The 25,077-nt window shown below is 65.8% G+C and carries 25 protein-coding genes; 10 read left to right on the top strand and 15 right to left on the bottom strand.

Annotated features, from left to right (window positions below):
* Nucleotides 1–105: 105 nt before the first annotated feature.
* Nucleotides 106–1,374 carry a branched-chain amino acid ABC transporter substrate-binding protein gene (locus D9X30_RS12885; protein ID WP_228770879.1) on the bottom strand — a complete coding sequence of 423 codons (1,269 nt, stop codon included), beginning with the start codon at nt 1,372–1,374 and terminating at the stop codon, nt 106–108.
* 126 nt (nt 1,375–1,500) lie between these two features.
* Here D9X30_RS12885 and D9X30_RS12880 point away from each other — a divergent pair, with 126 nt between their 5' ends.
* Nucleotides 1,501–2,040 (top strand): hypothetical protein, encoded by a 540-nt coding sequence (locus D9X30_RS12880; RefSeq protein WP_194946504.1) that lies wholly within the window; start codon nt 1,501–1,503, stop codon nt 2,038–2,040.
* A gap of 119 nt (nt 2,041–2,159) precedes the next feature.
* Here D9X30_RS12880 and D9X30_RS12875 read toward each other — a convergent pair whose 3' ends face one another.
* The 7 genes from D9X30_RS12875 to D9X30_RS12845 form a co-directional block, all read right to left on the bottom strand.
* The gene (locus D9X30_RS12875) at nt 2,160–3,701 is read right to left on the bottom strand and encodes a 2-isopropylmalate synthase (protein ID WP_153947580.1); all 1,542 of its coding nucleotides are present in this window, start codon (nt 3,699–3,701) and stop codon (nt 2,160–2,162) included.
* Nucleotides 3,702–3,989: 288 nt separating this feature from the next.
* Entirely contained in the window at nt 3,990–4,493 is a 504-nt protein-coding gene (lysM, locus tag D9X30_RS12870) for a peptidoglycan-binding protein LysM (RefSeq protein WP_153947579.1), read from the bottom strand.
* Between the two features lie 71 nt (nt 4,494–4,564).
* A complete protein-coding gene (pssA, locus tag D9X30_RS12865) occupies nt 4,565–5,467 on the bottom strand; it encodes a CDP-diacylglycerol--serine O-phosphatidyltransferase (RefSeq protein ID WP_153947578.1) in 903 nt (300 codons plus the stop codon).
* A gap of 31 nt (nt 5,468–5,498) precedes the next feature.
* Nucleotides 5,499–6,152: a phosphatidylserine decarboxylase gene (locus D9X30_RS12860; RefSeq protein ID WP_066738990.1), complete on the bottom strand. Its 654-nt coding sequence runs from the start codon at nt 6,150–6,152 to the stop codon at nt 5,499–5,501.
* 277 nt (nt 6,153–6,429) lie between these two features.
* Nucleotides 6,430–7,446, bottom strand: a complete 1,017-nt coding sequence (ilvC, locus tag D9X30_RS12855; protein WP_029050863.1) for a ketol-acid reductoisomerase — start codon at nt 7,444–7,446, stop codon at nt 6,430–6,432.
* Between the two features lie 129 nt (nt 7,447–7,575).
* Nucleotides 7,576–8,067, bottom strand: a complete 492-nt coding sequence (gene ilvN, locus D9X30_RS12850; RefSeq protein ID WP_008643328.1) for an acetolactate synthase small subunit — start codon at nt 8,065–8,067, stop codon at nt 7,576–7,578.
* Nucleotides 8,067–9,830, bottom strand: a complete 1,764-nt coding sequence (locus tag D9X30_RS12845; RefSeq protein WP_029050864.1) for an acetolactate synthase 3 catalytic subunit — start codon at nt 9,828–9,830, stop codon at nt 8,067–8,069. The genes ilvN and D9X30_RS12845 overlap by 1 nt, the downstream gene beginning before the upstream one ends.
* A gap of 386 nt (nt 9,831–10,216) precedes the next feature.
* Between D9X30_RS12845 and D9X30_RS12840 the strand changes: the two genes are divergently transcribed.
* The 8 genes from D9X30_RS12840 to D9X30_RS12805 all read left to right on the top strand — a co-directional run bounded on the left by D9X30_RS12840 (nt 10,217) and on the right by D9X30_RS12805 (nt 16,501).
* A complete protein-coding gene (locus D9X30_RS12840) occupies nt 10,217–10,783 on the top strand; it encodes an RNA polymerase sigma factor (protein ID WP_153947577.1) in 567 nt (188 codons plus the stop codon).
* Nucleotides 10,780–11,223, top strand: a complete 444-nt coding sequence (locus tag D9X30_RS12835; RefSeq protein WP_153947576.1) for a DUF3619 family protein — start codon at nt 10,780–10,782, stop codon at nt 11,221–11,223. The genes D9X30_RS12840 and D9X30_RS12835 overlap by 4 nt, the downstream gene beginning before the upstream one ends.
* A gap of 1 nt (nt 11,224) precedes the next feature.
* Nucleotides 11,225–12,022 (top strand): DUF3106 domain-containing protein, encoded by a 798-nt coding sequence (locus D9X30_RS12830; protein ID WP_153947575.1) that lies wholly within the window; start codon nt 11,225–11,227, stop codon nt 12,020–12,022.
* 168 nt (nt 12,023–12,190) lie between these two features.
* Complete coding sequence (locus tag D9X30_RS12825; RefSeq protein WP_153947660.1) at nt 12,191–12,730, top strand: RDD family protein; 540 nt, start codon at nt 12,191–12,193, stop codon at nt 12,728–12,730.
* A complete protein-coding gene (locus D9X30_RS12820; protein ID WP_153947574.1) occupies nt 12,727–13,728 on the top strand; it encodes a lipase family alpha/beta hydrolase in 1,002 nt (333 codons plus the stop codon). The genes D9X30_RS12825 and D9X30_RS12820 overlap by 4 nt, the downstream gene beginning before the upstream one ends.
* Nucleotides 13,729–13,837: 109 nt before the next feature.
* A complete protein-coding gene (locus tag D9X30_RS12815; RefSeq protein WP_153947659.1) occupies nt 13,838–14,833 on the top strand; it encodes a UDP-2,3-diacylglucosamine diphosphatase in 996 nt (331 codons plus the stop codon).
* Between the two features lie 125 nt (nt 14,834–14,958).
* Complete coding sequence (locus D9X30_RS12810) at nt 14,959–16,077, top strand: glycosyltransferase family 4 protein (RefSeq protein WP_153947573.1); 1,119 nt, start codon at nt 14,959–14,961, stop codon at nt 16,075–16,077.
* Entirely contained in the window at nt 16,004–16,501 is a 498-nt protein-coding gene (locus D9X30_RS12805; RefSeq protein WP_153947572.1) for a diacylglycerol kinase, read from the top strand. The genes D9X30_RS12810 and D9X30_RS12805 overlap by 74 nt, the downstream gene beginning before the upstream one ends.
* Nucleotides 16,502–16,607: 106 nt before the next feature.
* Here D9X30_RS12805 and D9X30_RS12800 read toward each other — a convergent pair whose 3' ends face one another.
* The 7 genes from D9X30_RS12800 to D9X30_RS12770 all read right to left on the bottom strand — a co-directional run bounded on the left by D9X30_RS12800 (nt 16,608) and on the right by D9X30_RS12770 (nt 23,298).
* Entirely contained in the window at nt 16,608–17,192 is a 585-nt protein-coding gene (locus D9X30_RS12800; protein WP_249640952.1) for an LOG family protein, read from the bottom strand.
* The gene (locus D9X30_RS12795; RefSeq protein ID WP_029050993.1) at nt 17,189–17,899 is read right to left on the bottom strand and encodes a TetR/AcrR family transcriptional regulator; all 711 of its coding nucleotides are present in this window, start codon (nt 17,897–17,899) and stop codon (nt 17,189–17,191) included. The genes D9X30_RS12800 and D9X30_RS12795 overlap by 4 nt, the downstream gene beginning before the upstream one ends.
* 96 nt (nt 17,900–17,995) lie before the next feature.
* Nucleotides 17,996–18,598, bottom strand: a complete 603-nt coding sequence (locus D9X30_RS12790) for a DUF924 family protein (protein WP_153947571.1) — start codon at nt 18,596–18,598, stop codon at nt 17,996–17,998.
* Nucleotides 18,585–19,004 (bottom strand): group II truncated hemoglobin, encoded by a 420-nt coding sequence (locus D9X30_RS12785; protein WP_153947570.1) that lies wholly within the window; start codon nt 19,002–19,004, stop codon nt 18,585–18,587. Before D9X30_RS12785 ends, D9X30_RS12790 begins: the two co-directional genes overlap by 14 nt.
* 6 nt (nt 19,005–19,010) lie before the next feature.
* On the bottom strand, nt 19,011–21,566 hold the full coding sequence (locus D9X30_RS12780; protein ID WP_153947569.1) for an FtsX-like permease family protein: 2,556 nt from the start codon (nt 21,564–21,566) through the stop codon (nt 19,011–19,013).
* 27 nt (nt 21,567–21,593) lie between these two features.
* On the bottom strand, nt 21,594–22,220 hold the full coding sequence (locus D9X30_RS12775) for a DUF4126 domain-containing protein (RefSeq protein WP_153947568.1): 627 nt from the start codon (nt 22,218–22,220) through the stop codon (nt 21,594–21,596).
* A 121-nt stretch (nt 22,221–22,341) separates the two neighbouring features.
* A complete protein-coding gene (locus tag D9X30_RS12770; RefSeq protein ID WP_153947567.1) occupies nt 22,342–23,298 on the bottom strand; it encodes a LysR substrate-binding domain-containing protein in 957 nt (318 codons plus the stop codon).
* Between the two features lie 278 nt (nt 23,299–23,576).
* Between D9X30_RS12770 and xdhA the strand changes: the two genes are divergently transcribed.
* A complete protein-coding gene (gene xdhA / locus D9X30_RS12765) occupies nt 23,577–25,073 on the top strand; it encodes a xanthine dehydrogenase small subunit (protein WP_153947566.1) in 1,497 nt (498 codons plus the stop codon).
* Nucleotides 25,074–25,077 lie beyond the last annotated feature (4 nt).

Below are 25,077 nucleotides of genomic sequence, written 5' to 3'. Positions count from 1 at the left end.
CTTTTTGACTCGGCATCCGCCGTCCGTAGCCAGATGACTTGCGGACGACAGCCGCGGATTATAGCCGAATTCCGTCCGGCGGCGAAGCCCGCCACCGGCAATGGCTCAATTTCGCGCCGGGCGCTCCATCCGGCACGTGGTGGGCAGCGTGGTCTGGGCCGTCTTGAGCTTCTTGACGGTCCGGAAGCCGTAGCCGGAGCCCTCGTTGTCGAAACGCACCTCCCCGCCCTGCTTTGCCATCATCGAGACGTAGAGCGGCTGCAGCACCTGGTGGTCGTCCGCCCGCACCGTGGCCTCGTGGAAACCGTTCGTGAAACGCATGTTCTCCAGCGCGTAGGCCACCGCCACGGCGTCGGTGCCGCCAGCCTGCTCGATCGCGCGGGCCAGCATTTCCACCATCATCTGCATGCGCAGATGCACGTAGTCGTCGCGCGGATCGGGATAGCGGGTGCGGAACGCCTGGTAGAACGCGTCGGATGCCGCGCCGCCCACGTTCGGATGCCATTCCGCCACGGCCAGCACCCGGCCCACGCCGGCATCGCCCATGGCGGCGGGCGCGCCCAGGCCGTTGCCATAGAACGTGTAGAAGCGCGCGTTGAGGCCGCCCTCGCGCGCGGCCTTGACCATCAGCGTCAGGTCGTTGCCCCAGTTGCCGGTAATCACGGCGTCGGCGCCACTGGCCTTGATCTTGGCGATATACGGGGCAAAGTCCTTGATCTTGCCGACGGGATGGAATTCGTCGCCCACCACCTGGATATCGGGCCGCTTGGCGGCCAGCATTTCGCGCGCGGACCGGGCCACCTGATGCCCGAAGCTGTAATCCTGATCGATCAGGTAGACCTTGCGCACCGCGTGTTCGCTGCGGATGGCCTCGGTCAGCGCCTGCATGCGCATGTCTGCACTGGCGTCGAAGCGAAAATGCCAGAAACTGCAATTCTCGTTGGTCAGCGTGGGGTCCACCGCCGAATAGTTCAGGAACAGCACGCGCGCATCGGGCTGGCGCTGGTTCTGGCGATTGATCGCCGCCACCAGCGCGCTGGCCACGGCCGAACTGTTGCCCTGCAGGACGAACGGAATGCGTTTGTCGACCAGGCTGCGGAACTGGATCAGGCTCTCGTCGACATTGCCCTTGCTGTCGAACGTCACCAGTTCCATCGGATGGGCGCCATCGGGCAGCTTCACTCCACCGCGGGCATTGATGCGATCGATCGCGATCCGCAGGTTGCGCACCACGGCCTCGCCTGCGTTGGCGAAGGGGCCGGATAACCCGTCGATCATCCCGAGCCGGATCGGCGCGCCAGCCGGCTGCTGTGCCGCCGCGGCCGTCGCCACGCAGCACAGCGTCGCGGCCAGCCACGCCCGCAGCCGGGCCATGTGCCCGCTTGTTCGGATTCCGCCCATTCGACTTCCCTTCTCTGCGCAAAAGCCGCGATGGTACACACATTGCGCCCGGGCCCGCTACACTACGACTCGTGCACTTTTTGCCGCAAATCACTGAACATGACGACATTTCCGACAGTCGCCCGGCACTGGATCGCCGCCTTGACACTGGCTGCCGGGGCCGTGGCCGGCTGCAGCAGCCTGGGGCCTGCCCTGGCCCCCGTCAACACCGGCCTGAAGCTCGTAGGCCAACCGCAAAGCGCCGTGGCGGCAACCTTCGGCAAACCCACCGATGTGTACCGGCTCGACGACGGCACCACCCGCTGGTTCTACTCGAAACAACCGCTTGGCGAATATTCCTATGCGGCCGATTTCGACCGCGACGGCAAGCTGACCAATTTCCGGCAGATGCTGACCACGACCGAGCTCTACAAGGCCAAGGTCGACGCGTGGACGAAGAAGGATGTGCTGGAACATTTCGGCGCCCCGCGCGAGCCGATCGAGTACTACCCGCGCCTGAAACAGGAAGCCTGGAGCTACCGCTTCCTGCACGAAGACCAGTGGTACTCGATGTTCAACTTCATGTTCGACGATGCGGGCGTGCTGCGCCGCACGCTGATCACCCCCGATCCGCTGCGCGACCGCCCGGACCCGCGCTGAGCGCGCACAAACGACAAACCGCCCGGGCCCTGCGGGATACGCATCGGGGCGGGCGGTTCATGACAGCCGGGGCCTTGTGAGCCCCGCCATCGCATCGCAGGAATCAGGTCAGATAACGGTCAGATCTGCGGATTGATCTTCTGCACGGCCTTGTCGTGCAGCTTGTTCAGTGCAGCCAGGTAGGCCTTGGCCGATGCGGCGACGATGTCCGGATCGGTACCCACGCCGTTGACGATGCGGCCAGCCTTGGACAGGCGCACGGTCACTTCGCCCTGGGCCTGCGTACCGGCCGTGATGGCGTTCACCGAATACAGCACCAGTTCGGCACCGCTGTTCACGCGCCCTTCGATGGCGTGCAGCGTCGCATCCACCGGACCATTGCCTTCGGCCTCGCCAGCCTGCTCGGCGCCATCGATGTTGAACACCACGCGGGCGTGCGGACGCTCGCCGGTTTCCGAGCGTTGCGACAGCGACACGAAGCGATAGTGCTCGTTGGCGTTTTCCTGCTCCTCATCGGAAACGATCGCCAGGATGTCTTCGTCGAAGATCTCGGCCTTCTGGTCGGCCAGTTCCTTGAAGCGGGTGAACGCGGCGTTGATTTCGGCTTCGCTTTCGAGCTCGATGCCCAGTTCCTGCAGGCGCTGCTTGAATGCATTGCGGCCCGAGAGCTTGCCCAGGACGATCTTGTTGGCGGTCCAGCCCACATCTTCCGCGCGCATGATCTCGTAGGTGTCCCGCGCCTTGAGCACGCCATCCTGGTGGATGCCCGAGGCGTGGGCAAACGCATTGGCGCCCACCACGGCCTTGTTCGGCTGCACCACGAATCCGGTGACCTGCGACACGAGCTTGGAGGCCGGCACGATCTGCGTGGTATCGATACCAACGTCCATATTGAAGTAGTCGCGGCGCGTCTTCACGGCCATCACCACTTCCTCCAGGCTCGTGTTGCCGGCGCGCTCGCCCAGACCGTTGATCGTGCACTCGATCTGGCGCGCGCCGCCCAGCTTCACCGCCGCCAGCGAATTGGCCACGGCCATGCCCAGGTCGTTATGGCAATGCACCGACCAGATCGCCTTGTCCGAATTCGGAATCCGCTCGCGCACCGAACGAATCAGCTCCGCATAGCCTTCCGGCACGGCGTAGCCCACGGTATCCGGCAGGTTGATCGTGGTGGCGCCTTCGGCAATCACGCCTTCGAGCACGCGGCACAGGAAATCCATGTCCGAACGGCTGCCGTCTTCGGGCGAGAACTCGATATCGTCCGTGAACTGACGCGCAAAGCGCACGGCCAGGCGGGCCTGCTCGTAGACCTGGTCCGGCGTCATGCGGAGCTTCTTCTCCATATGCAGCGCGGACGTGGCGATGAACGTGTGGATACGGAACGAGTTGGCCGGCTTCAGGGCCTCGGCGGCACGCGCGATGTCCTTGTCGTTGGCGCGAGCCAGCGAGCAGATCGTAGAATCCTTAACAACCTGGGCAATCGAGCGGATCGCTTCGAAATCGCCATTGGAGCTGGCCGCAAAACCGGCCTCGATCACATCGACCTTCAGGCGCTCCAGCTGACGCGCAATGCGGATCTTCTCCTCGCGGGTCATGGACGCACCGGGCGACTGCTCGCCATCGCGCAAGGTGGTGTCGAAAATGATGAGTTTGTCAGACATTTTGTGGAGCTCCTGGGCTGTGCCTTATGTACTGGTCCGCCGTCCCGCAATCGCGACACCGGGCATTCGGATCGGAATGCAAAACGCCCCGGCGTGCATGAATGCAGGCCGGGGCGTTTTCAAAAATCCTGGTGATTTCCGCGCCAGGGAGGGGTAACCGAGTCCCTTAGCGCGCGCGCGTCCCGACCTGATGGCCTAGTAGGCCACCTAGGGTGGTGCGGGCGATCTGGGTCTGGTGCGAAATCATGTCGGCGACTATAGCTCGTTTGGTGCGGCGGCGCAACCGGGTTATTTCGGAGGAATGCGCAGTTTTTGCCCCGGGTAGATCTTGTCCGGGTGCGTCAGCATCGGCTTGTTGGCCTCGAAGATCTTGTTGTATTCGGCGCCATTGCCGTACGCGGCCTGGGAAATCGCCCAAAGCGTGTCGCCCTTCACCACGGTGTGCCACTGCGACTCGTCGCTTTCCACGTTGACCGACATCTTGTCCTCGACCGACTCGACCCCCTCCACATTGCCGCAGCACAGGATGATCTTCTCGCGCGTGGCCTGATCGGGCGCCACACCGAATACGGTGACCTTGCCCTGCGATCCGTCCACGGTCACGGTCAGGCCCGTGGCGGACAGTCCCATCTGTGCGATATAGGCCTCGATCGCGTCGCCGGCCGCGCGGTTGGCCGCCTCGGCCTTGTCGCTTGCGGACGGATCGGCTGCGGCAGCCTCCTGTGCCGCCTTCGCCTCGCCCTTGCCGAACAGTTTCTCTCCCGCTTCCTTGATGAAGTCGAACATGCCCATGACATTCTCCTGAGGTTGTCGAACGGAAAAACAAAAGGCGCCCGATGAGCGCCTTTTTCTTCAAGATCCGGTCAGTTGCCGCTGCCCGCGCCGTTGCCGTTACCGCTGGCACGCGCCTTGACCACCCCGCCCGGCTGGCCATGCACCGCACGCCAGGCCCATAGCAGGTAGCCCGAAATCGCATAGGCCACGAACAGGCCAAACAGTGCAACCGGCGGGTCGGACGACACGATGACGAACAGCACCAGCACCAGCACCATCATGCCGAACGGCACGCGGTAGCGCACGTCGAGCGCCTTGCCGCTGTAGAACGGCGCGTTCGACACCATCGACAGGCCCGCATAGAGCGTGATCGCAAAGGCAACCCACGGCATCCACAGTTCCTTCACGGGCAGCTTGTTGTCGATGGCCAGCCAGACAAACCCGGCCACCAGCGCGGCCGCGGCCGGGCTCGGCAAACCCTGGAAGAAGCGTTTGTCGACCACGCCGATATTGGCGTTGAAACGCGCCAGCCGCAGCGCGGCACAGGTGCAATAGACAAAGGCTGCAATCCAGCCCCACTTGCCAAGGTCGTGCAAGATCCACTCGTACATCACCAGCGCCGGCGCCACACCGAACGATGTCATGTCCGACAGCGAATCGTACTGTTCGCCAAACGCGCTCTGCGTATTGGTGATGCGCGCGACGCGGCCGTCCATGCCATCGAGCACCATGGCCGCGAAGATGGCGATGGCCGCCACGTCGAAGCGCATGTTCATGGCCTGCACGATCGCGAAGAACCCCGCGAACAGCGCCGCCGTGGTGAACGCGTTGGGCAGCAGGTAGATGCCGCGCCGGCGCGGACGCACGTACTCGATGTCGTGCTCGTCGGCCTCGTAGGCGGCGTCGTTGCGCAGCTGGTTATGGCGGAACGGACGCAGATGCGTCACGTTGCCATTGCTCACGCGCTTGTTGCGTCGGTTGAAGGCACCCATGCCAGGTCTCCTGTCGCTGACCGGTCCGGCCTCAGGCCTGGACGTCCAGCTCGGCGAGCACGGTGGACGAGGCCGACACCTTCTCGCCGATCGTCACGCGCGGGCGGGCATCGACGGGCAGATACACGTCGACACGCGAGCCAAAACGGATGAAGCCGTAACGCTGGCCGCGCGACAGCGTGTCGCCTACCCGCGTGTAGCACAGGATGCGGCGTGCCACCAGGCCGGCCACCTGCACCAGCGTCACCAGCTGGCCGTCCGCCGCGCGACGGATCACCACCGCGTTGCGCTCGTTTTCCAGCGATGCCTTGTCCAGATCGGCATTGACGAACTTGCCCGGGAAATACTCGAGCTTCTCGACCTTGCCGTCCAGCGAAGCGCGGTTCGAATGCACGTTGAACACGTTCATGAATACGCTGATCTTCAGCGCCTCGCGGCCGGCATACGGGTCCTGGGTCTTTTCGACCACCACGATGCGGCCATCGGCCGGCGCCAGGATGGCATTGGGGGCCGACGGAATCGGCCGCGGCGGGTCGCGGAAGAACTGCAGCACGAAGATCGTGATGATCCACAACGGCAACGCCCACCAGAAGCCCGCGCTGACATGCACCAGCAGCGAGATGATGAAAGCGCCGGCCAGGAACGGCCAGCCTTCACGGGCGATAAGCGGATGAGGATAGTTCATGCAAGCGTTGTTCTGTTGTTCGCACAGACGGTGCACATCCTGTCGAAAAGCCAGCCCGCAGCGTACCGCGTGGCATGCATTCAGGATATGTCGGCGCGAGAGATAAGAAAAAATTCAGGCCGGCGCCTGAAAAAGTCCGACAAGGATAACAAAAAGCCGCCCAGTCACCGCCGAAATGTCTTGTGCAATCACAAAAGACCGGCGGCCGACTGGGCGGCTGCGGCACTGGCGAGGCACCTGGCCGCATCGGCCCGGTGCCCGCTTCTGCCCGTACTGCTTAGTTCTTCGACTGGTCGACCAGCTTGTTCTTGGCGATCCACGGCATCATCGCGCGCAGCTTCGCACCCACTTCCTCGATCTGGTGCTCGGCCGTCAGGCGGCGGCGCGAGATCAGCGTCGGGGCGCCTGCCTTGTTTTCCAGCAGGAAGCTCTTGGCGTATTCGCCGGTCTGGATGTCGGTCAGGCACTGCTTCATGGCCTTCTTCGTCTCTTCCGTCACGACGCGCGGGCCAGTGACGTACTCGCCATATTCGGCGTTGTTCGAGATCGAGTAGTTCATGTTGGCGATACCGCCTTCATAAATCAGGTCGACGATGAGCTTCAGCTCGTGCAGGCACTCGAAGTAGGCCATTTCCGGCGCGTAGCCGGCTTCCACCAGCGTCTCGAAGCCGGCCTTGATCAGCTCGACGGTACCGCCGCACAGCACGGCCTGCTCGCCGAACAGGTCGGTTTCGGTTTCTTCGCGGAAGTTCGTCTCGATGATGCCGGCACGGCCGCCGCCGTTGGCGGTGGCGTACGACAGCGCGATGTCACGGGCGGCGCCGGACTTGTTCTGGTGCACGGCGATCAGGTGCGGCACGCCGCCACCTTGCGAGTACGTCGAACGCACCGTGTGGCCCGGCGCCTTCGGGGCGATCATGATCACGTCCAGGTCGGCACGCGGAATCACGGCACCGTAGTGCACGTTGAAGCCGTGGGCGAAGGCCAGGGCGGCGCCTTCCTTGATGTTGGCGTGCACTTCGTTCTTGTACACGTCGGCGATCTGCTCGTCCGGCAGCAGGATCATGACCACGTCGGCGCCCTTCACGGCTTCGGCCACTTCCTTGACCGTCAGGCCGGCGTTGACGGCCTTGTTCCACGACGCGCCGCTCTTGCGCAGACCGACCGTCACGTTCACGCCCGATTCCTTCAGGTTCAGCGCGTGGGCGTGGCCTTGCGAGCCGTAGCCGATGATGGTGACATTCTTGCCCTTGATGAGGGAGAGGTCGGCGTCCTTGTCGTAAAACACTTTCATGATATTTCCTTCAATTTCTCAAATCTTCGTATTGGGGTGGCGGCGCAACACCTGACTGTTGGGGTCGTCGCGCCGCTTCGGGATACTGCGTGTCGGCTTGTGGCCGTGCTCTGTTGCCGGGGGCGCCGGTCAGACCTTCAGGATGCGCTCGCCACGGCCGATGCCGGAGCCGCCCGTACGGACGGTCTCCAGGATCGCGGTGCGGTCGATGGCATCGAGGAACGCATCCAGCTTGCCGCCGTTGCCGGTCAGCTCGATGGTGTACGTCTTTTCGGTCACATCGATAATGCGGCCACGGAAGATGTCGGCGGTGCGCTTCATTTCCTCGCGCTCCTTGCCCACGGCACGGACCTTGACCAGCATCAGCTCGCGCTCGATATGCGCGCCTTCGGTCAGGTCCACCACCTTGACCACCTCCACCAGGCGGTTCAGGTGCTTGGTGATCTGTTCGATCACGTCGTCCGAGCCGGTGGTGACGATGGTCATCCGCGACAGCGACGCATCTTCGGTGGGAGCCACCGTCAGCGTCTCGATGTTGTATCCACGGGCCGAGAACAGGCCCACCACGCGCGACAGCGCGCCGGGTTCGTTTTCCAGCAGGACCGAGATGATGTGACGCATTACAGGTCCTCCGCGCCGAGCAGCATTTCGGAGATCCCCTTGCCGGCCTGGACCATCGGCCACACGTTTTCAGTGGGGTCGGTCTGGAAGTCCAGGAACACGGTACGGTCCTTCAGGCGGAATGCCTCGCGCAGGGCCGGCTCGACATCGGAAGACTTCTCGATGCGCATGCCCACGTGGCCATACGATTCGGCCAGCTTCACGAAGTCGGGCAGAGCCTGCATGTAGGAATGCGAATACCGGTTGTCGTATTCGATTTCCTGCCACTGGCGAACCATGCCCAGGTAACCGTTGTTCAGCGAACAGATCTTGACCGGGGTGTCGTACTGCAGGCAGGTCGACAGTTCCTGGATGCACATCTGGATCGAGCCTTCACCCGTGATGGTGACGACTTCCTTGTCCGGGAACGCCTTCTTGATGCCCATCGCGTACGGCAGGCCCACGCCCATCGTGCCCAGGCCGCCCGAGTTGATCCAGCGGCGCGGTTCGTCGAACTTGTAGAACTGCGCGGCCCACATCTGGTGCTGGCCCACATCGGAGCAGATGAACGCGTCGCCCTTGGTCAGTTCCCAGATCTTTTCCACCACGTACTGCGGCTTGATGATCTCGGAACTGCGGTCGTACTTGAGGCAGTCCACCGAACGCCATTGTTCGATCTGGTCCCACCACTTCGCCAGCGCCTCGCGCTTGGGCTTGACGTCGCTGGCCTTGATCTGGGCGATCAGTTCCTGCAGCACGTCCTTGACGTTGCCGACGATGGGGATGTCCACCTTCACGCGCTTCGAGATCGACGACGGGTCGATGTCGATATGGATGATCTTGCGCGCCTGCGCCGTGAAGTGCGACGGATTGCCGATCACGCGGTCGTCGAACCGGGCGCCGATGGCGATCAGCACGTCGCAGTTCTGCATGGCCATGTTGGCTTCATACGTGCCGTGCATGCCGAGCATGCCGACGAACTGCTTGTGCGTGCCGGGGAATGCACCCAGGCCCATCAGCGTGTTGGTCACCGGATGGCCGGTCAGTGCGGCCAGCTCGCGCAGTTCGTCACTGGCGTTGGCCAGCACCACGCCGCCGCCCGAATAGATATACGGACGCTCCGCGGCCTGCAGCAGCGCCACGGCCTTGCGGATCTGGCCCGAGTGACCCTTGTTCACCGGGTTGTACGACCGCATGTCGACGGCCTTCGGGTACTCGAACTTGCACGCGTTGCGCGACACGTCCTTCGGGATGTCGACCACCACGGGGCCGGGACGGCCGGTGGCGGCAATGAAGAACGCCTTCTTGATCGTCGCGGCCAGGTCGCGCACGTCCTTCACGAGGAAGTTGTGCTTGACGATCGGGCGCGTGATGCCGACGGTGTCACATTCCTGGAACGCATCCTGGCCAATGGCGTGGGTCGGCACGTTGCCGGTGATCACCACCATCGGGATCGAATCGAGGTAGGCGGTGGCGATGCCGGTCACGGCGTTGGTGACGCCCGGGCCCGAAGTCACCAGTGCCACGCCCACCTTGCCGGTCGCGCGGGCATAGCCGTCAGCGGCATGCACGGCGGCCTGTTCGTGGCGCACCAGGATATGTTCGAATTTCGTTTGCTTGTGGAGCTCGTCGTAGATATAGAGCACTGCGCCGCCGGGATAGCCCCAGACGTATTCGACGCCTTCTTCGGCAAGTGCGTTGACGAGGATTTCCGCTCCGATCATTTCCCGACCGGAGGATGAATTGCTGTCTGCGTGGGAGAATTCCGCGCTGGGCATGTTCATTTCTGTCCTTTGCAATTTTCGGCAAAAAATTGTTTGGATGCTCTCTGCCGGGCTTGTGGCTCGGGTTCAAGCGGTGCGCGTCTGCATGAAGAGACCGCCTTATAAGCGGTCTGATGAGACAACCACTGATGTCGTGAACCGTCGATGATACTGCAATGCACCAGCGCGGTAAATGTATCGACGGAACTTTTTGCACGGTCGCCCCGGTCCAGGTCATCCGCGCGGCGATCGTGCGTTGCGCAGTCAAGCGAGCATGTCTGCACTTGAATACAGGAGTGGCAGAGGGCAGGTGTTTTTTGTTAGGATCGCAGACATTTCCGGGGTGCCACAGGACGAGTCCGGCACATTCGGCCTGGCCTGACCGCCCAACTGCTGTTTTCGCCTGCATGGCCACCGACAAGGAACTCTCAGACTTTCTCGCCAGCGTCGAACGCCGCGCCTTCAAACAGGCCGTGTTCGCCGTGCGTGACGACGAAGCTGCGCTGGACATCGTGCAGGACGCCATGATCAAGCTGGCGGAAAAGTACGGCGACAAGGGGCCGAACGAACTGCCGCCCCTGTTCCAGCGCATTCTGCAGAACACCATTCACGACTGGTTCCGGCGCCAGAAGGTGCGGAACACCTGGGTCACCCTGTTCTCCAACCTGCGCGACGACCGCGAAGGCGACGACAGCGATCTGCTGGACACCCTGGAAGCCGAAAGCGGCACGGAGATGGCCGAAAGCAGCGCCGACAAGGTCGAGCGGGCCCAGGTCATGCATATCATCGAGCAGGAAATCCAGCGATTGCCCACGCGTCAACGCGAGGCTTTCCTGATGCGTTACTGGGAGGATATGGACGTAGCCGAAACCGCAGCCGTGATGGGCTGTTCGGAAGGCAGCGTCAAGACGCACTGTTCCCGCGCCACGCACACGCTGGCGCAAGCGTTGCGTGCGCGGGGAGTCCGACTATGAGCAGAAACGAACGAGATATCCAGGAACGGCGCTTCGCCCATGAGATCCGGGTGGCACTCGATGCCTCCGCGGAGGCGCTGCCGCGGGACATTTCCGAACGGCTGGCCGCCGCGCGGCGCATGGCGCTGGCCGCCAAGAAGGCTGAAGTGCGTGCTCACGTGCCGCAGCTCGTGCTGCCCAATGCACCGCACGGCTACGCCTTCGACGACGAGGATGACACCCCGCTGCACCGTGCCGGTGCGTGGCTGCGCAAGCTCGCACTGGTGTGGACGCTGGTCGCGCTGGGTGCCGGTCTGATGGGCATCTACCACTGGCAGCAGCAGAAGCGCGTCGAGGAACTGGCCGATGTCGATGCCGCGATGCTGCTCGACGACCTGCCCCCGACGGCCTATGCCGACCAGGGCTTTCACGTGTTCCTGAAGCGGGACCGCGACCAATAAGATGGCCTGCGCACCTTCCCGTACCGACGCACTCCGTCGCCGGCTTGCCGCGCTTTGCGCCGCCGGCGCAACCCTGGCTGCACTTTCGATCGATGTCGTGGTGGAAGAGGCGCACGCCCAGGGCCAGCAAGCGCAGTCGGCCAGCCAGCCGGCAGCGCGGCCCGTCATCAACGCCCATCCCACTTGGCAGGAACTGTCTGCGCCGCATCGTCAGATTCTGGCGCCGCTGCAGCCGCTCTGGGACACCATCCCCGAACTGAACCGCCGCAAGTGGCAGCGCATTGCCGACCTGTACCCCACGCTCAAGCCCGAGGAACAGCAGCGCCTGCAGGAGCGGATGGCCGAGTGGGTCAAAATGACGCCGCAGCAACGCCGTCTGGCCCGCGAGAACTATCAGATCACGCGCCAGTTGCCGCCGGAAAAGAAGGCGGAAGCGTGGGATCGCTACCAGCAACTGCCGGAAGAGCAGAAGAAGAAGCTGGCCGCCGCCGAAAAGGTACCGCGCCGTCCGGGTGCTGTCAGCGCGCTGCCTTCGGGCAAGCGTCCGCCGGCCGATACGAGCCGGCAGCTCCACCATCAGGGCCGGCCGGCCAGTGCACCGGAAGCCTCGCCGGCATCCGCGCCCGGGGCGCCGGCCTTGGCGGGGAGCGCGGCAGCCACCGCCCCGGCGGCCCCGGCACCTGCGCCGGCCGCGCCGGCTGCGGCAATGCCGGCCTCGCCCGCCCAGGCGCCGACGCTTTCGCCGCCAGTGACGGGCGAAGCGGCCACTGACTTCAACCAGACCGAAACGCGTCCGTAACACCCGCTTCGGCAGAGCCGCCCGGCCCACCCCGATCTTCGGCAGCGTTACCAGATTGGCTCACGGAACGTCAGCGATCCACCGCGCCCCCGCATCCCCGGAATTCCGGCAATGGCCCCCTGTGCGCCGTTTGGCATAATGGCCGCTTCCCCCGATCCGCCACGCGCCATGCCTGTCGCCACGCCAGCCGCCTCCGTCCAGACTCCCTCCACGCCGCCACGCGCCCCTACGCTGGGCCGTCGCCTGCTTTGCATGCTCTACGAAGGCGTACTGCTGTTTGGCGTGCTGATGCTCGCCAGCGCCGTCTCGGTCCTGGCCCGTCCGCTGATCCAGCAGCTTGGGCTCCACCACGTGTACGTGGATCAGGTATGGATGTTCATCGTGCTTGGCGTCTATTTCTCGTGGTTCTGGCAGCGTAACGGCCAGACGCTGGCGATGCAGACCTGGCGTATCCGCCTGGAGACGACCGCCGGCCAGCCGCCGGGCTGGCCCAAGGCGCTGCTGCGCTACGTGCTGGCCTGGCTGTGGCTGCCGCCCGCGGCCGCCGTGGGGCACGCGATGGGCCTCACGCTGTGGCCGTTTATCGGCGTATTGACCGTCGGGCTGCTGATCTGGATGTCGCTGGCATGGCTCGATCCGCGCCGCCAGTTCCTGCATGACCGACTGGCCGGCACCCGCCTGACCGACCTGCGCCCGCAGCAGCCATGAGCCTGACGGCCGCCGCCCTGCGTCGCGTCGCCGTGCTGGTACAGACGGCGGCTGCGGGCGGATTGGCGGCCTGGCTGGCACTGGGCCACGGTTGGGCATGGATGCCGGCACTGGCCGCAGGCCTGGCCATCGTGCTGCTGACCTTCGGCGCCAGCGTCGCCTGGGCGTTCGGCGCCACGCTTGGCGGTCTGGGAATCCCGCGCCGGAACCGGCCGCCGCTTCCCGATCAAGCGCCATCCCGGCAACGTCTTGACGCCCGCGCAGCACTGCGCTGCTTTCTGGTCGAATGCCGCGCCGTCTTCCGGATGTTCAACTGGCTGCAGCCGTTCCGGTCACGGCTGAGCCTTGCCCAGCCCACACATCCCCTTCCAGATGCCCCCCACGTACTGCTGGTACACGGCTACGGCTGCAACCACGCGGTCTGGCTCGACATGGCGCCGGCGTTGGCCGCCGCGGGCTACCGCTGCGAAGCCATCGACCTGACGCCGGTGCTTGGCGACATCGACGACTACGCCCCGCAACTGCTGGCGCGCATGCGCGAGATGCAAGCGCGTGCGGGCCGGGCCCCGCTACTGGTGTGCCACAGCATGGGCGGACTGGCCGCGCGCGCCGCGCAGGCGCTGGCTGCGCAGGCTGGCGGTGACACCCCCTGCGCGGGCATCGTTACGCTGGGCAGCCCGCATCAGGGCTGTGCGCTGGCGCGCTTCGGCAGTGGACGCAATGCACGGCAGATGCGATGGCAGAGCCCGTGGCTCGCCGCGCTGGCCGCCGCCGAGACCCCGCCGATGCGCGCGCGCATCGTATCGGTCTTCAGCTGGCATGACTCCATCGCCGGCCCACCGGGCACGTCGTGGCTTGACGGCGCACAGCATCTGGCGCTCGACGGCATCGGCCATGTGTCGCTGCTGCGCGACCCGCGTGCCGTGCAGGCGACGCTGACGGCACTGGCCATGCTGCAGCGGCAGCCCGCCTCCCCCGCCATCGTCACGCCCCGCTAACCATCGCGGCGCGCCGCGGCCGGCAACCTTCATGTGACATTCATGTTTCCGTCACGGCTCCGTCATGCGGCACTGGCTCAATGCAGCCATCGCCGATACCGGGGCCACCATGGTTCAAGCCATCCGATCTGCACGCGTGAGTCTGTCGAGGGTTGCGCAGCGCCTGCGCGGCAAGCCTGACACGACGCTCTCGATGTCTGCCGCCTACGCGGCGTTCATGCCAGCGCAGGCCGATCTGTCCCCTGCCCGGGTCACCCCCTCGCGCGACCCTGCCGACGCCGGCAACCGCCCGCCGGCCACTGCCGAACCTTCTGCGCAACGCTACCGCGCCATCTGGCTGTCCGATATCCACCTGGGCACGCCGGGCTGCCAGGCGACCTACCTGCTCGACTTCCTCAAGCACAACGATTCCGACGTGCTTTACCTGGTTGGCGACATCATCGACGGCTGGCAACTGCGCCGTGGCTGGTACTGGCCGCAGAGTCACAACGACGTGGTGCAGAAGCTGCTGCGCAAGGCGCGCAAGGGCACCGAGGTGATCTACATCCCTGGCAACCACGACGAAGGTGCCCGCCAGTTCGACGGGCTGGCCTTCGGCGACGTCAGCGTGCGCGAGGACGCCGTGCACGTCACCGCCACCGGCAAGCGCCTGTGGGTCGTGCATGGCGACCTGTTCGACGGGGTGGTGCAGCATGCCAGATGGCTGGCCTACCTTGGCGATTCGCTCTACACGATGATCCTGGCGCTGAACCGCCACTTCAACCGCGTACGCGCGCGACTCGGATTCGACTACTGGTCGCTGTCCCAGTACCTGAAGCATCAGGTCAAGAATGCGGTGAGCTACATCAATTCGTTCGAACACGCGATGGTGGACGAGGCGCGCCGCCGTGGCTGCGATGGCGTGGTCTGCGGCCACATCCACAAGGCCGAGATTCGCGAGGTGGACGGCCAGCTCTACTGCAACGACGGCGACTGGGTGGAAAGCCTGTCGGCGCTGGTGGAAACCATGGAAGGCGAGTTGAAGATCGTCTACTGGACCACGCTGATCGATCCGCCAGTGCCAGCCACCCGCCGGCGCCGCCGCACCGCCGGGATCGCGGCCTGACAGGGCCCGGGCCACCGCCTGGCCCGGCCCGCGAGCCAGCGCCCATCCGCTCGACCCGCCCCGGCCTGCCCGGCGCGGACCCGCCACCCCACAACACCACGGCGCTGCCGTCCCAAGGAGCCTCAATGAGAGTCATGATTGTCACCGACGCATGGGAACCGCAGGTCAACGGCGTGGTTCGCACGCTGAAGTCGACCCGCCGCGAACTCGAAGCCATGGGTCACACGGTGGATCTGCTCACCCCGCTGGAATTCCGCACGGTGCCGTGCCCGACCTATCCAGAGATCCGCCTGTCGATCCTGCCGGCCGCCAGGGTGCGCCGCCGCATCGACACGTTCCGGCCGGACGCCTTGCATATCGCGACCGAAGGCCCGCTGGGGCTGGCCGCGCGCGCCTATGCCCTGAAACACAAGCTGCCCTTCACCACCGCCTACCACACGCGGTTTCCGGAATACGTGCAGGCGCGCTTCGGCGTGCCGCTGGCCTGGACCTATCGCTTCCTGCGCTGGTTCCACGGCCCGGCGCGTGCCGTCATGGCCCCCACCCCGGTGGTGCTGAAGGACCTGCACGACTACGGCATCACGCACGGCGTGCTGTGGACGCGCGGCGTGGATCTGGACGTCTTCACCGCGCAGCGAGCGAACGTTTTAAACACAGCCCATCCGATCTTCCTGTACGTGGGCCGCGTGGCCGTCGAAAAGAACGTCGAAGCGTTCCTGCAGCTCGACCTGCCCGGCTCCAGGTGGGTCGTTGGCGATGGCCCGGCGCTGGCCACGCTGAAGGCGCGCTATCCGACCGCCAACTACCTCGGGGTGCTCAAGCAGCCGGAACTGGCGAAGGTGTATGCTTCGGCAGACGTCTTCGTGTTTCCCAGCAAGACCGATACCTTCGGGCTGGTCCTGCTGGAAGCACTGGCCAGTGGGCTGCCCGTGGCGGCATACCCGGTGACGGGTCCAATCGACGTGCTTGGCGACAGCCCGGCCGGCGTGATGCACGAAGACTTGCGGGAGGCCTGCCTGGAGGCGCTGCGCATCGACCGCGCCACCGCCCGTGCCCACGCGGAGAAATTCTCGTGGCGCGCGGCATCCGAGCAGTTCCTTGCGCATCTGCGTCCGCTGCCCAGCGCGGCTGGCGGATCCGATCATGCGGAATCTTCCGTCGCACCCGATCATGGCCAAGCCCCAACCCACGCTACCGCCCGATCCGTCGCTGCACCGGTCGACCGCCACCCGGGTGGCGGCTGAGGTGGAAACCGATTACTCGATCGCCAACAATCCGCACAAGGGCAACCGTGGCCTGACGCGCGCCTGGCACGCGGCGATCAACTCGCTGTCGGGCCTGCGCTATGCCGTCCTGGAAGAAAGTGCGTTTCGCCAGGAACTGACGCTGGTCGTTATCCTGACGCCCTGTGCGTTCATCCTGCCGGTGTCCGTGGTCGAACGCGTGATGCTGCTGGGCACGCTGTTGCTGGTGCTGATCGTGGAACTGCTCAATTCGAGCGTGGAAGCGGCCATCGACCGGATTTCGCTGGAACGCCACAGCCTGTCCAAGCGCGCCAAGGATTTCGGCAGTGCGGCGGTGATGCTGGCACTGATTCTCTGCGGCGGCACGTGGATAGCGATCGGCGGCCCGCACGTCGTGCGGTGGATCGGGATGCTGATGAACTAGGCCCCTGAACTTGCCGCTTCGACTCGCCCGTTCGGCTAGTCGTTTCGCCAGAAAGCAGAACGCCGCCATCGCTGGCGGCGTTTTCCATCGCGGCAGTCTTTCAGGCTTACGTCTTCTCGCGACCTTCCTGCCACTTGTCAACGCGCACGCGCGGCGCGGCGGCCAGCTGGCCGAGCAGGTCCTGCGGCGACGTCGATACGTGCAGCATGTCGGCGTGTACCTGCTTCAGGAAGCCCTCGCCCACGGCGTGATGCAGGAACGCCAGCATGCCGTCGTAGAAGCCGGCCACGTTGAGCAGGCCCACCGGCTTGTCGTGATAGCCAAGCTGCGCCCACGTGAACGTCTCGAACAGTTCCTCGAACGTGCCCACGCCGCCGGGCATGGCGATGAAGGCGTCGGACCGGTCAGCCATCATCTGCTTGCGTTCATGCATGTTGCGCACCACGTGCAATTCGGTCAGACCGCGATGACCCACTTCCTTCTGCATCAGCGCGTCGGGAATCACGCCGATGGCCGTGCCGCCGTGCCCCAGCACGCTATCAGCCACGATGCCCATCAACCCCACCTTGCCGCCGCCATAGACCAGCGCCAGGCCCTGTTCGGCCATGGTCTGGCCCAATGCCTTGGCCGCTTCGGCGTACTCCGGCCGGAAGCCGGGACTCGAACCGCAATACACGCAAACCGATTTCACTTTTTGTCCTTTTCGGCCTTGGCCGCCTCGGCCGCCGCCTTTTCCGCGGCGTACTCGCGCGCCAGCTGGTCGAACGCCTCGCGCGCCTTGCCGCGCAGGTATGGCGCCAGGATGGAGAAGATGTGATAGCTCGACCCATGCAGATAGCCGCGGATCTGCTCGGGATCGTTGTACTGGCGCGGATGCTGCACGAACTGGAACGATAGCCAGTAGGTGGCAATGACAACAATATTGGTACACACCGCATCGACCTGCTCGGGCGTGGCTTCCATGTCGCCGTCTTCCTGGAACTGGCGGCAGATTTCCAGCGCGAACCGCTTCTTCTGGTCCACGATGCGCTTGAAGTTGGTCTCCAGCATCCGGTTGCGCGCCAGCAGGTCGTTGATGTCGCGATACAGGAAACGGTAGTTCCACAGGAACTCGGACATGTACTGCAGGTAGCCCCAGCTCTCCCCCAGCGTGGCCTTGTGGTCTTCCGGCATCTTCAGGCGGCGCTCCATCTCCTGCTCGAAGCGCACGAAGATCGAGTTGATGATGTCGTCCTTGTTGCGGAAGTGGTAGTACAGGTTGCCAGGGCTGATTTCCATGGCTTCCGCAATCGTCGTGGTGGTGACGTTGGGCTCGCCAAGTTCATTGAACAGGCGCAGCGACACGTCGAGGATGCGGTCTCGGGTACGGCGCGGACCGGCTTGCGGTTTGGCTTCCATGGGTATCGGAAAGACTGTGTAACGGCAGGATTGCGATTATAAGCACACCGGGCCGGGCACCGCGGCCACAAGCGGCGTTTCCGGCACAGGAAGCGGCTAGAAGCGCGATCCGGGCTGTTTCAGGAAGGCCAGCTCTTCGGCGCTGCTCTCGCGGCCCAGCACCGCATTCCGGTGCGGGAAGCGGCCAAAGCGCGCGATGATCTCGTGATGCTTGATGGCCCATTCCACGACATCGACCCGGCCGGACGTGTCCTGGCGCAGCGCCGTGGTCTCGCGCACGGAGATATCCTGGTCGGCCAGCGACTCGGCATGCTCGAACGGCAGATAGCAGAACACGCGATGCCAGGCCGTCGGCAGTTGCCGGTCCCAACCGTCGGCCAGCATGCGCCGCGCCACGGCCAGCGCCTGCGCATCGGTGGCAAAGCTGCGCGCATCGCCGCGGAACATGTTGCGGGGGAACTGGTCCAGCAGCACGATGCGCGCGCAGGCGCCTTCGGGCGTCACGGACCAGTCATCGTCGGCGCCGTCGTGGGCGGCCTGCCAGACCGGCAGGAACTGCTCGCGGATCCTGGCATCGAAGTCGTCCGACTTGGCGAACCACTCGCGCCGCGACCCATCCCATTCGGGCGATCCCGGCGTGCCGAACCAGAACGCGAGCACGGCCTGCGCCGCCGCCGGCAACGGCTTACCGCTGGACATTGCGCATCCAGTCGGCGGTCTGGAACAGCGCCTGCATCAGGCGCATCTGCAGCGACTCGGGCAGCCCCACGTCCTGCATGGCCAGCGCCATGCAGCGCATCCACTGGTCGCGCTCGCTCGTGCCGATTTCGAACGGCAGATGGCGCGCCCGCAGGCGCGGATGCCCGAATCGCTCGATAAAGTAGTTCGGGCCGCCCAGCCAGCCGCACAGGAACCAGAACAGCTTGTCGCGCGAGCCGTCCAGTGTGGGCGGGTGCAGCGCACGCAGCCCGGCGAATTCGGCTTCCAGGTCCATCAGGTCGTAGAAGCGGTCGACCAGCTCGCGCACGCGCCCTTCCCCGCCAATCAGTTCGTAGGCGGTGATGTCGTCGCGGTTGTCTTCGGGTTCTGCAGGTTCGGTAATCATGGCCAATCAGTTCACATCGCGCAGCGTGGCCAGCGCCGGCTGCCGCAGCACCTCGCGCAAGCCGAGCCAGCCGCCGGCAAAAGCGCACAGCATGCCAGAAACCACGCCGACCGGCACAATCCACGCGTTGAAGCGATACGGAAAGTCGAACACGAACTGCGACAGCCCCCAGCCCACGCCGATCGCGCCCAGGCTGGCCAGGAACCCGGCCAGCCCGCCCACCACCAGGAATTCCGCATACTGGGTCTGCCGCACCAGCGACGCCGGCGCGCCCAGCGCCTTGAGCAGGCCGGCATCGCGCTTGCGCTCGTCGCGCGCACCGGACAGTGCCGCATAGAGCACTGTCACGCCGGCCAGCAATGTGAAGACAAACAGGAACTCCACCGCCGCGATCACCTGGTCCAGCACGTTCTGGATCTGGCGCAGGATCAGGTCGGTGTTGACCACCGTGATGTTCGGGAACGCGGCGGTCAGCTGGTTGCCCAGCGCCGCCTTGGCCGGCGGCAGGTAGAACGACGTGATGTAGGTCTCGGGCAGCCCCTGCATCTTTGCCACTGGGAGGATCACGAAGAAGTTGACGCGCATGGAGCCCCATTCGAGCTTGCGCAGCGATGTCACCGGCGCCTCGACGATCTGGCCCGCCACGTCGAAGCGCAGCGTATCGCCCAGCCGGATATGCAGCGTCTTGGCGATGCCTTCCTCCACCGACGCGCCGCCTTCCCACTGGCCAGCCACCACCTCGTTGCCGTCGGGCATCCTGTCCATGTACGACAGGTTGAACTCGCGCTCCACCAGGTTGCGCGCGCGGCCGTCGGGGTAGCTGCTGGCCTGCACCGGCCGGTCGCCGATCTGGATCAGGCGGCCGCGTACCATCGGAAACAGCAGGTCATCGACCCCGCTCCTGGCCAGCATGGTGCGCAGCGGCTCGCGCTGGTCGGGCTGGATATTGATGATGAAGCGGTTCGGTGCGTCGGCCGGCGTGGCGTTGCGCCAGGAATCGATCAGGTCGTTGCGCGTCATGCCCAGCAGCAGCAAGGCCATCAGCCCCACCGCCAGCGCCACGGTCTGCAACACGGTCACCCCGCGGCGCCGCTCCAGCACAGCCAGCGCAAAACGCCAGCCCACGCTGCAGCTGGCGCGCCCGCGCATGGTGCGCGACAGCGCCATCAGCAGCCCCAGGGCCAGCAACGCAAATACCACGCCGGCGCCAGCGAATCCGCCCGCCGTGGTCACCCCGAGCTTGAGATCGCGGGCCGCCACCATCAGCAGCGCCACGAACGCGCCCAGACCCAAGGCATATGCCACCCAGGCGGAAATGGGCGGCACGCCCACGTCGCGCCGCAACACGCGCAGCGGCGCGATACGCGTCAGCGCCAGTAGCGGCGGCAGCGCAAAGCCGGTCAGCAGCACCAGCCCGGCCGCCACGCCCACCACCGCCGGCACCCATGACGGATGCGGCAGCGACACCTGCAGCAGCCCGCCCAGCGACATCAGCAGCCCGTAGTGCGCCGCGTAGCCAAGCGCCACGCCCACGAGCGCGCCTCCCAGGCCCAGCAGCAGGAACTCGATGCCGAATGCCGCCAGAATCTGGCCGCGCGACAGGCCCATGCACTTGTAGACCGCGCACGCATCGGTGTGGCGCTGCATGTAGCGGCGCGCGGACATCGCAATGGCCACCGCCGCGATCATCGACGACAGCACCGCCACCAGCGACAGGAACCGCTCGGCGCGGTCCAGCGTCGCCCGCATCTGGGGCTGCCCGGACTCCAGCGATTCCACGCGCGTATTGCGCAGGTGGCGCTGTTCGATCTCGGCCGTGGCCCATTTGCGATAGGCGTCGCCGGCGGCATCGGGGCCCGCCACCAGCAGGCGGTAGGTCACGCGGCTACCCCAGCCGATCAGCTTCGTGGCATCCAGATCCGACATCGGCAGCAGCACGCGCGGCGCGAAGTTCATGAAGCCGGCGCCGCGATCGAGTTCCTGGGTAATGATCCGGTCGATACGGAACGTCTTGCTGCCAAGCTGCAGCCCGTCGCCGACCCGCAGGTTCAGGGCGGTCAGCAGCGCCTCGTCCACCCACACCGTGCCGGGTGCCGGAATGCCTTCGGCGTTCGATTCCGGCCCGCCGGGCGTCTGCGCGACCTTGAGCCGGCCGCGCAGCGGATAGCCGTCCGTCACGGCCTTCAGCGCGCCGAGCTGGCTGGGCGCCTCGCCCTGCGCCGGCGCGCCATTGGCACGCGCCGTGGCCATGCTCGGGAACGTTACGGTCTGCGCCACCTGCAGGCCGTCGCGCCGGGCGCGGTCGCTGAAGGCGGCGTCGAACGGCTGGTCGGAAATCAGCAGCACGTCGGCGGCAATCATCTGCCGCGCGTCGCGCTCCAGCCCCAGGCGCATGCGGTCCGCCAGAAAGCCCACGCTGGTCAGCGCGGCCACGGCCAGCACCAGCGCGAACAGCAGCAGCGTCAGCTCGCCGGCCAGCCAGTCGCGGCGCGCCATGCGCAGGGCCTGGCGCCACGCGGAAAACCTTGCTTGGGGAACAACGGGATCGGAGGCAGTCGACATGTTCGGCTGACGGTTGGCAAAAGGGTCTCAGGGACGATGCGGCGGCTGCTTTGCCGGCGGCCGGGACGCCGGCTGTGTCTTGTCACGCAGGCTGGCATGCAGCCGTCGCGCGCCGCGCCACAGTTTGGGCACCAGCCACGCGGCAAGCACCAGGAACAGCACCAGCAGGATCAGGAACACGACCGGCAGGAAGAACGCCAGCAACAGCCCGCCGACCGTGCCGATATCCTCGGTGAATGAGGCCACCCAGTTCGAAAAAGGTTCGGGCGACACATTGATCAGCGCCCGCGTGCCCGCCTTGGCGGCATGGGCGGTGCCGGCCAGCGTCCCGCCGATCAGGCCGGCCGCCACGGTCCACTGCGGGTCCATGTGGCCAAACGCGGCGGCGGCCAGGATCGCCCCGGCCGGAATGCGGATAAAGGTCTGGATGCCGTCCCAGACGGTGTCGAAGCCGGGCACCTTGTCGGCCACGAATTCGGCCACCGTCATCGCCGCGGCCACACCAATCACCCACCACGACGACAGCACCTGCAGCCCCGATGGCAGGTCAAGCCAGCCCAGGCGGGCGAGCACGCCCGCCGTCAGCACGGCCAGGTACAGGCGCAGGCCACTGGCCCAGGACATGCCCGCAGCCAGCGCAGCGGTTTCCAGCATGGAAGCTCCTCGCGACCGAGCGCGCGTTCAACGTCCGGTGAGTGTAACGCCAGCCGCGGTCAGGGGGCCTACCGGGGCATCGGGACGGAGGGCGGCGCAAGTACAGCGCAAGGCACATCGGTCAGGCCTGGCTGGCCGGTGCGGATTCCAGGCGGGGAAGCTGAGGCAGGTCGGACGCGACTTCGGCGATCATGCGGCGCAGCCACATCACGTCCGGGGCGGCATGGCAGCGTTCGTGCCAGAGCTGGTAGAAGCGCATGCGCGGGAACGTCACCGGCGACGGCACCATGCGGATGGGCAGGTACTGCGCGTAGTGGGCGGCAAACTGACGGCCCGTGGTGAATACCATGTCGGTCTTCATCAGCACGTAGGGCACCAGGCCGAAATACGGCAGGGTGACCTGGATATTGCGCTTGTAGCCCTGCTCGGCCAGCGCCTGGTCGATCATGCTGCGCTGCATCGACGCATACGGCGCGGGCGCCAGATGCGGCATTTCCAGGTAGTGGCGCAGGGTCAGGCCATGGCGGGCCAGCGGGTGCTGGGCGCCCAGCATGCAGACCACCTCGTCGTCGAACAGCGGCGAGATGTGCAGGTGCTCGGGCGGCGACAGCCAGTTGCCGACCACGATGTCCAGGTGGCCCTGCTCCAGCGCGTCCAGGAAATCCGTGGACTGCGTCATCGGATGCACGAACAGCTTGGCGCCCGGCGCCAGGCGGCGCACGCGCTCGACGATATTGGGCAGAAAGAACGCGTCCAGGTAGTCGGGCGCGCCCAGGTGGAACGTCCGCGTGGTGGTGGCCGGATCGAACTGCTGCGGCGGACGGGCGATGCGATCCATCGCCGCCAGGCTCTGCTCGGCCAGCAGCAGCAGTTCGCGGCCGCGCTCGGTTGGCACCATGCCGCTCTTGCCGCGCACCAGGATGGCGTCTCCGGTGATTTCGCGCAGCCGCTTGAGCGTGTTGCTGATGGCCGGCTGCGACTGGCCCAGGCGGACGGCGGTGCGGGTCACGCTCTGCTCGGTCAGCAGGGTGTGCAGTACCCGCAGCAAATAGGTATCGAGATGGTCGCGTCCGTGCATGGCAGGTGCCACCTGGCTCTTATGGCGGGCGTGGGTGGCGTGGGGGAAGGGAACGGCGCATAGTGTAAGACAGCCACCGGGGATGCGGTCAAATCCGGTCATTCGTCCCGATGCACTACGGGTAGACCCGTAGATCGGCGCCAGGCCGCCCCGGGGCAGCGATGGCGGGCACGGGCCGCCCACCGGCACGCGCCTTGATGGGGCATATCACATGGGCCAAATATTGCAGGAAAAGGCCTGATGCTATGTTTGCAGCCATCCCCGAAAGAGAGAAGACCATGGAGACGCAAACCATCCGCTTTTTCCACCGCGGCCAGGTCCAGGAAGTATCCGACGCCCCCGTAACCCGTACCGTGCTGCAGTACCTGCGTGAAGACGTGCGCTGCACGGGCACCAAGGAAGGCTGCGCCGAAGGCGACTGCGGTGCCTGCACCGTGGTGATCGGCGACCTGCAGGCCGACGGCAACGTCGAATTCAAGGCGGTCAACGCCTGCATCCAGTTCCTGCCCACGCTCGATGGCAAGGCCCTCATCACGGTCGAAGACCTGCGCCAGGCCGACGGCGCCCTGCACCCGGTGCAGGAAGCGATGGTCGAGTGCCATGGCTCGCAGTGCGGCTTCTGCACGCCCGGCTTCGTGATGTCGCTGTGGGCGCTCTACCAGCAGCACACGCCCGGCGGCGAACCGCCCGCGCGCCAGGACATCTGCGATGCACTGACCGGCAACCTGTGCCGCTGCACCGGCTACCGCCCGATCGTCGATGCCGGCCAGCGCATGATGGCCCTGCCCGCCCCGACCGCCAGCCGCCTGAACCCGAAGCAGATCGCCGACACCCTGCGCAACCTGAAGCGTGGCGAGACGTTCCATTACCACGCGGGCGGCCAGCACTTCTACGCACCGCGCACCGCCGCCGAGTTCGCCGCGATCAAGGCCGCCGAGCCGAATATCCGCATCCTGGCCGGCAGCACCGACGTCGGCCTGTGGGTGACCAAGCAGTTCCGCGAACTGGGGAACCTGCTCTACGTCGGCCAGGTGGAAGACCTGAACACGGTCACCGAGCGCGATGGCTTTATCGAGATTGGCGCCGCCGTGACGCTGGAGAAGGCTTACGCCGCGCTGAATGCCGCCCATCCCGAGCTCGAAGAGCTGTGGAAACGCTTTGCGTCGCTGCCGATCCGCAATGCCGGCACCCTGGGCGGCAACGTCGCCAACGGGTCGCCCATCGGCGATTCCATGCCCGCGCTGATTGCGCTGGGCACCGAAGTGGTGCTGCAGCACGGGGACGTGCGCCGCACGATGCCGCTGGAGGACCTGTACCTGGCCTACCAGAAGACCGCCATGGCCGAAGGCGAATTCGTGGCCGCGCTGCGCGTGCCGGTGAAGGGGCCGCAGCATTTCCGCACCTACAAGCTGTCGAAGCGGTTCGACGAGGACATCTCCGCCGTGTGCGCCGCCTTCGGCATCACGGTCGAAAACGGCATCGTCACGGCCGCGTGCATCGCCTTCGGCGGCATGGCCGCCACGCCCAGGCGCGCCGCGCTGGCCGAGGCCGCCTTGACCGGGCAGCCGTGGAACGAGGCCACCGCGCGCGCCGGCATGGCCGCGCTGGGCCAGGACTACACGCCGCTGACCGATATGCGGGCCACTGCCGCCTACCGCAGCCGTGGCGCCGCCAACCTGCTCTATCGCTTCTGGCTGGAAACGCGTGATGGCGCGCTGCCCGCCGCCATGGTCAACGTCCGCGCCGTGGGCGCCGGTGAAACCGTGAGCGCCTGAGGAG

Origin of the sequence: Cupriavidus sp. U2 (assembly GCF_009663685.2) — a bacterium.
GTDB classification, from domain to species: domain Bacteria; phylum Pseudomonadota; class Gammaproteobacteria; order Burkholderiales; family Burkholderiaceae; genus Cupriavidus; species Cupriavidus necator_C.
The sequence above is the reverse complement of the archived record's forward strand: the minus strand, read 5'-3'. Positions and strand labels throughout refer to the sequence as shown.